Origin of the sequence: Vibrio sp. sp1 (assembly GCF_016920955.1) — a bacterium.
Lineage (GTDB): Bacteria > Pseudomonadota > Gammaproteobacteria > Enterobacterales > Vibrionaceae > Vibrio > Vibrio alginolyticus.
The window spans coordinates 1,100,948-1,113,624 of record NZ_CP060590.1; the positions used below are offsets into that span (position 1 = coordinate 1,100,948).

The following is a 12,677-nucleotide window of genomic DNA, read 5'->3' on the forward strand; positions in this document are numbered from 1 at the left end:
TCTTGCTTAGTCGCTTCTGAAGATACCGAATTAATCTCTCTTATATGTCACTGAAGCTTCGGTTAGTGGGTGTCGTGGTGGTGTTTTTACGTGCTAGATTTGGCTGATATCGATTCAAAATGCACACCGAATCTTCACTTGTTTTCCATTAACGGAATTATGACAGTAATTTAATAAAGGATACGGTATTCTGCGCTCCTTTGTACATGCCAGAAACGTCCGTCCTACTTAGTCGGAGGGGCGATTAATCTTAAGAAATTTCTCAAATGAAATACGAACAACAGATTGGATATCGATACCCTAAAGGTCGATTTGCCATGGTGAGTGTATATGCATTCACCGGTGCTGCGATTTTAGCATCGACTATTTTTTCTCTATTGCTATTTTTGTCTATCGACGAAAACCCGATGATGCAAACCTTATTTGGTGGTTTAGCGATCATTTTTGAAGCGGGTAAATTTTACGCTTGGTATGAATACGGTGAGCGCCGAGCCCATCGCAACTACACAGGAGCAGCAACCGCTCTCGTGTTTTATTTAGTTTTAGCTGCGATTTCCATTGGCGGTAGTATTGGTGGGATTAATAGTGCAACCAATAGTGCACAAAGTCATATTTCGGTAGAGCAGGCGAAAGTGGAAGCGTTTAATCGTCAGATTGCGGCAATCGATAAGCAGATTGAGCTCAACAATATGGCAGCGCAGAAATACATCGAGATGGAGCGTATCGCGACTGGTGTAACTCGCATTCAGGATCAAAACAAAACCTTACGTGAAGAGCAGCAACGCTTGGCTATGGAGCGTGATAGTTTACCGCCGGTGACGCAAGGCTCAGTGATTGGTTTGATTGATAGCCTAGCCAACGCATTTGGTACTACCTCTCAACAAGCTCAGCTTGGCTTGGTTGTATTTCTTTCGATTCTTTTGGACTTCTTTGCTGCATTTTTTGTTGGCTTGATTGGTGAAGAGCAACGGTTCCGATATTTCTATCGCAGAAATGAGGGCATGATATTGAAAACAGTTCGCGATATAGATCCAGCGCCTGCGGGTTATCTTCCTCATATAAAAGAGGAAGAAGAGCAAGAAATACCAGCTGCGCCGGAGCCAGAAGAACCAAAGGAACCGAAAACCTTGTTAGAGCAAGTTAGCGATGCACTTAAAACGCATCAAATTACGTGCACCAAAAAAGCCGTTGCTAAACAGTTTAGGCTGTCTGCGGAAGAGGTAGACAAGGTATTTGAAGAATTGGCAGAGCTCGGTTTAGTGGGGAAAAAAGCCAACCACCATTATCATTGGATAGGTGAAGCAGAGACTGCATAATTGGTTATCTATTAAAGTTCGGAAAGAGCGTCAATCGGCGCTCTTTTTTGTATTAGCTACCCATGAACTCGTTTCTATTTGTTAAATAAACTATGAGCAATTGGTCATACAAACTACAACTTCATTTGGATGTAAGTTGAGGCTAGATTTGAGATGTCCGAGACAGCTAGATATTCACGAGCAAGGTATATGTGTTTCAATACAGAAATAATTTTCTATTATGGTACAGCGAATAATTCCGACGTCTCAATGGAGGGTATGAACTATGTGCATTCAGACGTCCAAGAGCTCTAATTCCCCGAGTCAAAAGGTTCTCTTTCCTTCATTAAAGAAGTCATGATAGCGGTCTCGTGCTCGAGGGTGAACGTGAGAAGACATTCGAGTCGACCTTACTCGCCAGATCAGTTATTAATACACCAACAATAAAATAGGCACCAATTTGATGCCTTTGTTGATAGCTGTACAACCCGATACCACTAATCTCTTTCTGACTTAAAACGATACTGTTCCGACAAGCAGACCAGAAGGCCAACTAAAGCTGAGACTAAAACTACACACACTTGGTAGCTGGTTTTCTCTACATTAAGATCGTTCAAAATCTCGATAGTCGCAATCATAGGGAGCGTTACCGTGATCAACAAGCTTAATAAGCGAGAAACCCTAGATTTCTTTCCATGTCGCTTGGTATAGAAGTAATGCGCGTAATCCGAGTACATGATAAACAAGGAAACCAAAAGACCCAGTATCCAAAACATAGCTTACAAATCCTCTATTCTAAGCATATTACGTCGTAACAACTCTTTCTTTGCAGCTAGCGCATCTGCCTCGTTAAAGCCTTTGAGTACAGTAGTGAGAATAACAGCTACAAAAAATGCTCTCGCGCCAGCTTGTTGTGCAGTTAATGAGAGGCTGAGGTTTTTGAAAGTCTCTTCAGCGATGTGCACTGCAGCCATTTCTTTAATCAATGCAGCCCCTTGACCTTTTGATAGTGCGTATATAACAGCTGCCATAAAGCCGACCTCAAGTTTAATATCGATGGTGATAAACCATGTAGAAAGGAAATTTGCAACTGCCTTATGAGTATTAAAATACTGGCGCAGCTCACCATCTGACAGGCTCCAAGGGTTCCACATTGGCTTAGCAATACTTTGCGCTACCAGCATTTGAATCTTACCGAAAAATTTCGAACTCCCTAAAGCCTGTACCTGCTCAAGGACTTTTCTTTGGTCGAGTCTATTGAGCTGTCGATACAAAATGACACCTGTGATTATAGGCAAAACCTTTTCTCTGTTGTTTCTGATGAAGTTCAAATCGGCATCTAAGCCAGTCAGTACCGCCAATTGAACTACAGTTCGGTTTTTAGAGTCTGTTCACTATAACCTCTAACCATCGTTAAACCGATATAGTATGTGTACAATATAGGCAAGCAATCTGTATGCAATGCATTGCGCATTTAGTTAGACTCAAAGTCTCAAAGTTAGGAGAAACTATTACTAATTTTTGAACTTGTGTAGTAAAAACAGTGTGTGGTCAAATGCAGTTTTTGGAATATGAAAAAACCAAGATTAGACGTGTGCTTCAAACAACAGGTAAATAGCCACTTGATTCTAGGAACATGTTTTTACGCTCAAACATCTATGATGTAGGTGTTAATCTTTATTGAGCTTTTTGGTTACGTCTTTCACCGTTTTCTTCTCTTTTTCCGGTGTCATTGCATCAACAGCTTTACCCGCCATCCCTTCATCTGGCAATTTGTCTTTTCCTGCATCAACTGCGGTATCTTTCAGTGCCTCTTTAGGCGTACAGCGACCACCAACACCAACCACGGCTTTTGTCGCAGCGGCTTTAGCTGCCTTTTCTGCATCGCAGTCAGGATCCATAACGCTAGCTAAGCTCGTGGCTGAACCAAAAAACAAGACTAACAAAATGAGGTTGCGTTTTTTCATAGTTGTCACCAATTTTGTGGAACATAGGTAAAGTGTAACGGAGAGAAAAGGCTTTGGCTGAGAATTTGTTGGTTTGAGCTTGGGAAGCAAAGTAAGGTGAAAAGAAAAAGTGCCATCGAAGTGACACTTTTTCTTAAGCGTAGAAGGGATTAGTTGTCGTAAACGTCTAACTCCACTTCACGGGCAATATTTTGGTTGTTAATGATCACACCTTCGACTTCGACACGAGCACCATTTAGGTTAAGTTCTTCAATGCCTTGGAAGCGTGTTTGTGCATCAATCACAACGGTGGTGTTACTTAGTACTTGATCAGCATCATTCTCACAATGCTCAACTTCAAACACTCTTGAATCAGCATCGTAGTTTGATACATAGCCTTCACATTCAAACTCTTTACCCCGCCATTGGTTGTCATTGTCAAACTCCGACCGCTCAAATTCGATGACGGTAGCTGTGCGTTTGCCATTTTTCATCACAGAGGTCACTTCTACTTCTTGACCTTGTTCTAGATTAGCTTTGCTACCATCCTCAAATCGTGTTGCGTTATCAATGGAGAAGGCTCCTCGATAGTTTAGAGAGAACTCACTATAATCCTTGGCAACCCAAGTCACGATACCTTCCACATCGCTGTCATTTTTTAGATCGTCGTAGTCTTCAACTTGTACCTCATGTGCCATGAAGATACCGTTTTGCATTTCACCTTCGGCTTCAATCCATTGACCAATGCTAAGCTGGTTAACGTTGTTATATGCCACCGTTACTTTTCCACCTAACTTAAATGTTCCAGCATTTTCATCGATACTGGTAATACGGCCTTCCAGTTCGTAGTCGTTATCAAGTACTGGGTACTCGTTATCTACGTCGAGTTCGACCACAGACAACACTCGATAACCCGCATCAGCAGTTGGCAATGATGACACCATTACCCAGTCGTTGACTTCTATATCATCACTTAAATCGTCAAACTGCAGCTCTATGCCGTTTACCGTGAATGTTTTCTTCACATGATCAATCGCTGTGACACGTCCTGTAATGGTTGGTTCAAGTGTGACTCGGACGCCATTGTCCGAAGCTTGCCGAATATCTGACCCCACGCGAACCACCATTTTGGGTTTTACTTCGGCCAATTGCACTTGTGTGTCGTCATAAACCACCTCAGACACACGATACGTATGTCCATTGACGGTCAACGTGCTTTCTTCAGCGTTGACCGCTTCAACAGAGCCAATCGCTACACTTGGTTTCACTGTTGGTTGAGTTGGTGTGCTATCGCTATTGCTGCCACCACCTGAACCACCACAACCAGACAATGCCAAACCTACTACAGAAATAAGAGCGAGTTTTTTCATTGTATTAACCTCAATTTACGAGCGAGTTTAGGAAATTGCCTGTATCTTATTGGGCATATCGTGAAGAGATCGTGAAGAAATGTGATTTTATGAAAATTTTAATTGTAGATGACAACCATAACGTCTCGGAGACGATTGCAGACTATCTTGAGCTCGAAGGCATGATTATCGATTGTGCGTTTCATGGAGAGGCTGCGATTAAGTTAATCGAGGAAAATCATTACGATGTAATTATCATGGATATCATGATGCCGAAGCTCGATGGCATCAGTACGGTACAGAAGCTTCGACAAGATAAGTTATGTGGAACGCCAATTCTCTTCCTAACGGCAAAAGATACGCTAGATGACAAAATCGCGGCTTTTAAAGCGGGGGGAGATGACTATTTAATGAAGCCATTTGCGATGGAAGAGCTCAGTTTGCGTGTTCATGCTTTGGCTAATCGTGGTCCAAGACAAGATATCGGAACGCTCAAATTTGCAGATATTTGTTTAGATGCGCGTACAGGAAAAGTAACGAGAAAAGACAAAGAAATTAAGCTGAGTCGAATTCAAACTAAAATTTTAAAATTGCTCCTCCAACGTGCTCCAGCAGCGGTCTCGCGCACAGAAGTGATCGATAGTGTGTGGGGAGACGAACCACCCGGAAGTGATGCACTTCGTAGCCATATTTACGGTTTAAGAACCGCACTAGACAAAGGTTTTGAAGAATCACGATTAGAGACTATTCATGGACAAGGTTACCGACTTAAAGCATAACGAATATCCAAGCATTTATCGCAAGATCCGTTGGGGTTTTGGGGTCATGACGTTTGTGATGTTTACTCTTTTTTGGTCGCTGATTTATGTGGCAGAAAACAAACTTGAAGTGCTGAGTTTACATCACTGGCTTGATACTGAAGCGGCGCTTTATAGTGAGAATTTCGAGAAACAGGGCTGGGATGCGCCATTGCCAAACGTATTGGAGTTCAACTCATATTGGAGTGAAGCTCCGACACCGGATTGGTTGCTCTCTTTTACTTCGCCCGGTTTTTACGAATATCTGCTTGGTGAAGAAGACAAACACTTTGTCGTATTGAAACACCCCTCAGGGAAGGGGCTTATGTACATTGTATTTCAAGATGACTCCGATGATTACCTCGACGAATACGAAAGCTCGCTGCATCAGTTTACGCTACTGCTCGGTGGCTTATTTTCATTTGTTATGGTCGGGTATGGCATTTATATGGTGCGAATATTGTCTCGACCACTAGCGCAAATCGAAGAAAAAATTAGCCAAATGTCACCGGATCAACCCGCTTTCCAAGTTGAAACTAAGTTCAGCGAAACACGCCAGATAGAGCAAACTTTGCTGGATAATAAAAACGATATCGCGGGCTATTTCAAACGAGAGCAAGAATTTAGCCGTTTTGCATCGCATGAGTTGAGAACGCCAATCATGGTGATTAAAGGCTCAACAGACATTCTGACGCGTATTCATGACCAACCTCGAGTTGCGCAAAAAGCCATCACGAGGATGCAGTCAGCTTGTGACGAGATGCGTGTACTGACAGAAGCGTTTCTCTTACTTGGTAAAGAGAAAATAGAGCCTCAGCATTACGGAGAGCATCAGCTTCTCACTTGTTTACAAAAACAGTTGGAAGAGCTAGCTCCTTTATTTGCCAAGCAAGATTCGAATTACGCTTTGCACGAACAACATAGTGGTGTAGTGAAGGCACCAGAGAGTTTTGTGGCCATTGTTATCAACAATCTGATTAAAAACGCCTTTAGCTATAGTGTGGGAGATATTGAAATTGAGTTGAAAGGTCATGCGCTTAAGATCCTAAATCGTCACGATGGCAACGAGACGTACAACGCTGGTTATGGTTGTGGGCTTGTTATCGTACAACGAATATGTGAACGGATGGGATGGGCGTTAGTACTGGACGATGATGGTGTTCGATTTAGTGCAAAAGTGGAGTTCTGCTCTTAGCTTTGCGCGTATTGATTCAAGTGAGAATTAACGCTCTGGATTTTTCTTGTCGTACGCATCTAACCCGTAGTCAAACAAGAAAAAACTGGAATTTGAATTAGACTGAAGTTAGTGAAGCGGAAACTCGAGGAACCGTTATGCTCTCTTATCAGGTCAGCCGAAGTATTGAAATTAATAAGAATCAAAGTGAAATTATTGGCTATCTCAAGAACTTCAATAACTGGCCCAGCTGGTCACCATGGATCATTCTTGAACCAAGCTGCGAGCTGACATTCAGTGATAATCAGGGCCACGTTGGAGCTGGTTATCAATGGAATGGTCAGCGTATTGGGACTGGCGCGATTGTACTGGAAAGTACTCAAGAGCATCGATTAGATATGGAGCTACATTTCTTTCGCCCAATCAAGAGCCATGGAAAGGTGACTCTGATCGTGACGCCGTCACAAAATGGCTGTTTAGTCGAATGGCAAATGCAATCTCGCGTCCCTTGGTATCTGTTCTTTCTGAAAAGTATGTTTAAGTCGATGATAGAGATGGATTATCAACGTGGGTTACGCATGCTCAAAAGTAAGCTTGAAACCGGAAGAGTGCATTCAGACTTAGTCGAAATAGGTAACCGAACGTTGCCTCAAATTCATTACATTGGGATCAAGGGTGTGGCTAGCTTGCAGGAATTAGGTTCGGTAATTGAGAAGCATGTTCAGCAACTAGAACAGTTAATTAGTGACGAAACCCTATCCGTGAATGGTGAATTGTTTTGTTATTACCAGTCGATGGATATGCAGAAAGGTACATTCGAGTTTATCACTTGCTTTCCTCTTCATAACTCAGTACCAGCGCCTCAAGGGGCGGTTACCGGTACCATTCCTGAGAGTGAAACATTTGTCGTTGAACACCGAGGTGAATATCAGTTTTTGGGAAATGCATGGGCTTTAGCGATGAACTTGGTTCGTCAGAGTGGTATGAAAGTCAAAACCAGTCCTTTAGGAATCGAACGCTATCTGAATAGCCCGAAGGAAACCACGGAAGAAGAGCTAAGAACGGAAATTATTTTGTTTAAGAAATGACAGGCGCAGGCGAGTAGGGTGTTTAGGTATCATACTGGTTATGCGAAATGTTATTAAAGAATAATAGCTTATCTGTTCCTACCCATAAAAATGCCTCAGCAATCGCTGAGGCATGGTTTTACAGGCCAACTTCTCTTGTTAGAGAATTATTGTGCACGGTATTTACCGCTGTTTAGTTCAATTTTAGACGCTTTTACCCGGCTGTCTGCGTTTAGGTAGTCGCTAATACTTAGCAGATCTTGATCTTGAGATGCTTTTAACACCGCTGATTCCCCCTCTGCGAAGATAACTTCTAATTTTAACTCTTTGGCGACTGCTTTCGCTTCGTTAGGATTGTTTACGGTGATATAAACCAGTCCAGTGGCTTTGGATACGTTACTAAACGCATTCTTAAACACCTCATCACCCGCTTGAAGTTTTACGTCTTCAGATAGGGTTCTAATAGTGCCAGTTTGCACTTTTCGATAATCTTGGCCATTAATCTCAACCGCTTCTGATGGCACAAACAGTTCTGGTGCAGGCTGTTGAGAGAGCTGTTGCTCAGCGTATACACTCGACGTCATGATAACGAGAGCCAGCATAGAAAATGATTTGTATTTCATGTTATTGACTCCTTAGTGTCCAAATATGCGCATCGACCAGTTCTTAATAACACCGGGCTGAGCGTTGTTTGCCATCGGAACGTCATAGATGGTGGAAGAGTTGAAATATGCAATGTAAGAATAGACTTCATCGCCGTTCGTATCTATTGCTCGCAACGTCCATTCGCCTTTTGCATCTTCGCCATAAAATTGGTTAGACAACATTAATTGATCTTTGTAGCCAGTAATCGATGAATCAAGAGATTGACCAACAAGACCATTGCGCGGTGTTTGCAAAACGGAACGAGTCCCTAATGGCGAAATGAGCTCGATAGCTAAGTCGGGCAGACGAGCGTGGTCCAGTGTCAATGTCACTTGAACGGATTCTACTGTCAGCTCATCGGCAATGGCGATACTTGAAGAACCACCAACTAGACTTGCATCGGGTACACTTACTTCTGTAGCGTTATTAACCCATGGCGTAATGACTTGAGTTGGCAAAACACGATTCGTCATGCGAGCACGTTGCATCGCTTCATCTAAATCTACAGCGCCGAAGCCATAAAAAGTATGGAAATCTACGCCTGCTGCGTTTTTTTGCCAAGGGGCAATTGCCTCGTAGCTAACCTGTTCACCTTTATGGTTAGTAAATTCAAGCTGTACGCCTGGATGCGCTTTATCCGTTACTTTTGCTGTCTCCGCTAGTAAAGCACGTACATCACGAGCAGAAAGTGCGTGGTTGGTTGACATGATTGCCGCGATGGCACCCGATGTGTTCGGCGCAGCCGATGAGGTTCCGTTCATCGTACTGGTATAGTTACAGTTCGGATCGAGCTCCGTTCCGCCGTGTAACCCATTAATGCCAAGGCCTTCACTGGTATTTTGCCCTTCTTCACAACCCATTAAATCAGTGGTGACCATAGCAGGGAAATCTTGCCCATATTCACCTGCTGGTGCTGCAACCCACACGTTCGAACCCACCGATGAGTAACTCGCTCGCGTACCATCCGCTCGTAGTGCACTAGTGACTAAATTGAAGTAATTGGCGTTATCATAAGACTGAGCAGAGTTGTGCATCGGTAAGCCTTGATTGTCCCCACCAGCAAAGAAGTTACTTGGCAATACGAAGAATCGCCCTGCATTGAAATAGCGGTAACCATTACCTGCTGACTTTACAAATACAGCACCTCGACCCCAGGCGTTACTGTTGCTGACGTTTTTCATCACGTCCATTTCAAGTTTTAGCTGAGGGTCGCTTTCATCAAAAGTAATCGGGTTTATAGGGCTGAAACCGTAACTTTGGTTAAATACGCGAACATCGCGTGTTGCTGGGTCCATGCCATGGGAGATTAACCAGCCTTCTAATGTCTGGTTGGCTAACCAGTTAAAACCGATGAGGGAAGAGTGATAAGCGACACCGCGTCCGCCTTCACCGTTTTTGCCGACGGCGCTAATCAAACCGGCTACAGCAGTGCCATGACCATTAGTATCAACCGGATAACTTGGTGGGAATGAAGAGTCTTCGACGAAGTTTCTGCTACCTGTAACTATATTACCTGCAAGGTCGGGGTGATCGATCTGCACTCCAGAATCAATGACGGCAACTTTCACACCAACACCTGCAATCCCCATTGCCTGAGTGAGCCTAGTGTTTAAGTCGTTCCCAGCAACAGCAGGATTAGCCGCAAACGCAGTTTGCCCCGTGTTGTCTAAGTGCCATTGTTCAGAATAGAGTGGATCAAACGCCGAGACGGCAGGTGCAATGCCTACTGCCAACATAGCAGCAAATAGGCGATTAATGCGTATTTCCATTTTTGACCTCATGTCTTTGTTTGGAATTTTTTAGTTCCTGTTTCATATTCCGCTAACAGGAACAAACAAAGCTAACGACAAAGAATAAGGACGAAAACCATTTACAACTTGTTTACATTAAAAGTTCGATGGACAACATAAGTCTTTGTTAATTTACTGAAACCATGAGGTTTTTATATGTCGCATCGAGCATGCATGAAAAGTGAAAAGCAGAAAATACGAGTGTACCGTCTGCTTCAAGAGGGGAGTTATTTAGTTGAAGCGGGTTGAATAGTTGCTATTGGTTTCTTAGGTTCGGCTTTTTCTTTAGGCAGCACGTTATCAATCCACTTTTTAATGTACAACTTATCGAATTCTTTATCACACCACTTTTTGTTTAATCCACGTCGATTGAACTCAGCACCAATCGCCACTTTGGTTTGGTTGGTTGCACGGTTGTAGTAGAGAGTTTCACATAGTTGAGTGTTACTCATTTGCTGGGCATATACATTGACACTGCTGCTGCGCATTCCCAGTTGAGATGCTTGCTGATTACTGCACGCCATAAGAAATAGAGGCGCAAAAGTAATAATGATTAGATTTTTTTTCATGTGTGCTTTTTTATGATGTAGGGTGAATGATGAACTGGTTTCTGCCAGCTTGCTTCGCATCATACAAAGCTTGGTCTGCCAAGAAAAACCACTGCTCCCATTCTTGTTTAATTATTTGTGCCGACAGTTTGTCCACTGCTCCAAGGGAAATTGTCGCGCTTAATGGTTTAGAGTCAACCACCAATGGCGTGTTTTCAACAGTATATCTCAATCGCTCCAAAAACTTAGCGCAATCTTCAACTCGCTGTACTTCGAATAATAGGACAAACTCTTCTCCACCCCAACGAATGAGTAGGTCACCAGAGCGAGTGGATTCATTAAATAGCGTGGCAATATGAGTCAGCATTTTATCGCCAATATCGTGTCCATATTGATCATTAAAGGTTTTAAAATGATCAACATCTAAAACTGCTAAGGCAAATGTTCTATCTGGGCTTCTACGAGCCATTTTGTCCAACCAAATGTGAAGATAGCGACGGTTATGCAGTTGAGTTAATGGATCGGTAGTATTTTCTTGAGTGAGTGCTTTATTAATACGTCTAACGCGCAGTACGTAACGAAAACCAACGACTCCAATTGCCGCAATAGCGATAAAGTAGAACATTTCTCGATAGCGCTGTGAACGCAGTTCAGAGGCTTGTAGCGCATTTTTTGTTTCTAGCAATTTGAGTTCTTTCTGGGCTAACTTAGCTTCGAGGTCAAACTTAATGTTAATCATCTCTTCACCATGAATATGATGAGAAAACTCAGCCTCTAGCTCTCTTAATTGGGTTAAATAATGAAAAGCCGCTTCATAGTCATTAAGAATTTGATGAGCGTTTACCAGTACCGAAAGCATATCAATACGCTGACGCAGCTCTAATTCACTGGTTGATTTGGTTTGTTCTAGAACGTTAAGTGCTGTTGTAATAGCTTTATCGTATTGTTTGTTTGCGAGGTAAGCCTCTGCAAATGCCTCGTAACAAGACGTTTTTAGCATTTCTAGATTTTTTGGAATGGGCAGGTCTACGCAACGCTGTGCGACCATTAATGCATCATCAATTTTTCCTACCGAGCTCAACATTTGTGAAAAGCTGGATAAAGAGTGGTGCTTGACTGTGTCCGACCCTGTTTGCATTGAAAGTCGAATGGCTTCATTGAAATAATATTCCGCTTCTTTGTTATCTCCGAGGCTCGAGTGAACGATGCTAAGGTTTGCGTAGATAACCCCCATAAAAAAGCTATTATCGTATTGATATTCGCTCTCTAGGTAAGTGTCGAGAGCTTGCGTTAGGTAACTGTTGGCTCGAGCCCAATCTGATGCGTCGATGTAGACCGTCCCAATGTTGTTCAGTGTCATCGCGACTTGTATTTCAAATACTGTTTTTTCTAATAACTCATAGGCATTGCGATAATATTTTAGGCCACTGCGTAGTTGATTTCGAGATACTTCTAGATTGCCTAACCAGCGGTAAGCACGGCCTTCTAATGCTAGATAACCAAGATCACGGGCTGTAGAAACAACGTCATGGAGTAACAATTCTGCGTTCCAGTTATCGTCTTGCTCAATCATTGTTACTGCCTTATTGAGCTGTGCTTCAGCGACGACCCATTCCAAATGGTGCTTTTTACCGAATTCGATTAAATCGGGCATATCTTTCGGTAATGGAACGCCTTCGTAACGCTTAAGGTACTTTCGTGCAAAGTAATACAGAGCAAGAGACTCCGCTGATGCATGCTGTGGCGTATTTAACTCATCTTTTTGAATTGATCGCGGCTTACCCATCGAGCGAAAGTAGAGTTTTAACATGGGCTTGCTTTCTGCTGAAATGTGTTCTTCCAGATAAGCTTGCTTTTCGGTACTCGCCAGCACGTTGGTCGGATGCAAGAAAAGTCCAAGTGCAGTACAAAGTGCGCAAGCCAGTTTTTTAATTGAGAAGTGCATGAGCGTATTAATAAAATGTGATCTCTTAACCGAATACCAGTTAAGTCTACCATTTCTTGTTGGTTAAGTGCGGATGGATTCCCAGTGGCAAAGTGCTTTGGGAGTGAGAGACGAGAAGGAT

12 protein-coding genes are annotated in these 12,677 nt (G+C 42.9%); 4 read left to right on the forward strand and 8 right to left on the reverse strand.

The window, feature by feature from the left end:
* Positions 1-266 precede the first annotated feature (266 nt).
* The gene (locus tag H9L11_RS20340; RefSeq protein WP_017634220.1) at positions 267-1,316 is read left to right on the forward strand and encodes a hypothetical protein; all 1,050 of its coding nucleotides are present in this window, start codon (positions 267-269) and stop codon (positions 1,314-1,316) included.
* A 476-nt stretch (positions 1,317-1,792) separates the two neighbouring features.
* Here the strand turns inward: H9L11_RS20340 and H9L11_RS20345 are convergent, their stop codons facing one another.
* The 4 genes from H9L11_RS20345 to H9L11_RS20360 all read right to left on the reverse strand — a co-directional run bounded on the left by H9L11_RS20345 (position 1,793) and on the right by H9L11_RS20360 (position 4,611).
* Positions 1,793-2,071, reverse strand: coding sequence for a hypothetical protein (locus H9L11_RS20345; RefSeq protein WP_033906986.1), 279 nt, complete (start codon positions 2,069-2,071; stop codon positions 1,793-1,795).
* Positions 2,072-2,074: 3 nt separating this feature from the next.
* On the reverse strand, positions 2,075-2,656 hold the full coding sequence (locus H9L11_RS20350) for a hypothetical protein (RefSeq protein WP_240199937.1): 582 nt from the start codon (positions 2,654-2,656) through the stop codon (positions 2,075-2,077).
* Between the two features lie 309 nt (positions 2,657-2,965).
* Positions 2,966-3,262: a hypothetical protein gene (locus H9L11_RS20355; RefSeq protein ID WP_033906987.1), complete on the reverse strand. Its 297-nt coding sequence runs from the start codon at positions 3,260-3,262 to the stop codon at positions 2,966-2,968.
* 149 nt (positions 3,263-3,411) lie between these two features.
* Positions 3,412-4,611 (reverse strand): DUF5666 domain-containing protein, encoded by a 1,200-nt coding sequence (locus H9L11_RS20360; RefSeq protein ID WP_033906988.1) that lies wholly within the window; start codon positions 4,609-4,611, stop codon positions 3,412-3,414.
* Between the two features lie 89 nt (positions 4,612-4,700).
* Between H9L11_RS20360 and H9L11_RS20365 the strand changes: the two genes are divergently transcribed.
* The 3 genes from H9L11_RS20365 to H9L11_RS20375 all read left to right on the forward strand — a co-directional run bounded on the left by H9L11_RS20365 (position 4,701) and on the right by H9L11_RS20375 (position 7,649).
* Complete coding sequence (locus H9L11_RS20365; RefSeq protein ID WP_025767686.1) at positions 4,701-5,369, forward strand: response regulator transcription factor; 669 nt, start codon at positions 4,701-4,703, stop codon at positions 5,367-5,369.
* Positions 5,341-6,582 carry a HAMP domain-containing sensor histidine kinase gene (locus H9L11_RS20370; protein ID WP_033906989.1) on the forward strand — a complete coding sequence of 414 codons (1,242 nt, stop codon included), beginning with the start codon at positions 5,341-5,343 and terminating at the stop codon, positions 6,580-6,582. Before H9L11_RS20365 ends, H9L11_RS20370 begins: the two co-directional genes overlap by 29 nt.
* A 137-nt stretch (positions 6,583-6,719) precedes the next feature.
* A complete protein-coding gene (locus tag H9L11_RS20375) occupies positions 6,720-7,649 on the forward strand; it encodes an SRPBCC family protein (RefSeq protein ID WP_017820241.1) in 930 nt (309 codons plus the stop codon).
* 146 nt (positions 7,650-7,795) lie between these two features.
* Here the strand turns inward: H9L11_RS20375 and H9L11_RS20380 are convergent, their stop codons facing one another.
* The 4 genes from H9L11_RS20380 to H9L11_RS20395 form a co-directional block, all read right to left on the reverse strand.
* Positions 7,796-8,251, reverse strand: coding sequence for a hypothetical protein (locus tag H9L11_RS20380; protein WP_005375850.1), 456 nt, complete (start codon positions 8,249-8,251; stop codon positions 7,796-7,798).
* 12 nt (positions 8,252-8,263) lie between these two features.
* Complete coding sequence (locus H9L11_RS20385; RefSeq protein ID WP_205391146.1) at positions 8,264-10,042, reverse strand: S8 family peptidase; 1,779 nt, start codon at positions 10,040-10,042, stop codon at positions 8,264-8,266.
* A gap of 248 nt (positions 10,043-10,290) precedes the next feature.
* Positions 10,291-10,632, reverse strand: a complete 342-nt coding sequence (locus H9L11_RS20390) for a hypothetical protein (protein ID WP_025767691.1) — start codon at positions 10,630-10,632, stop codon at positions 10,291-10,293.
* A gap of 10 nt (positions 10,633-10,642) precedes the next feature.
* Complete coding sequence (locus tag H9L11_RS20395) at positions 10,643-12,556, reverse strand: tetratricopeptide repeat-containing diguanylate cyclase (protein ID WP_205391147.1); 1,914 nt, start codon at positions 12,554-12,556, stop codon at positions 10,643-10,645.
* Positions 12,557-12,677: the final 121 nt, after the last annotated feature.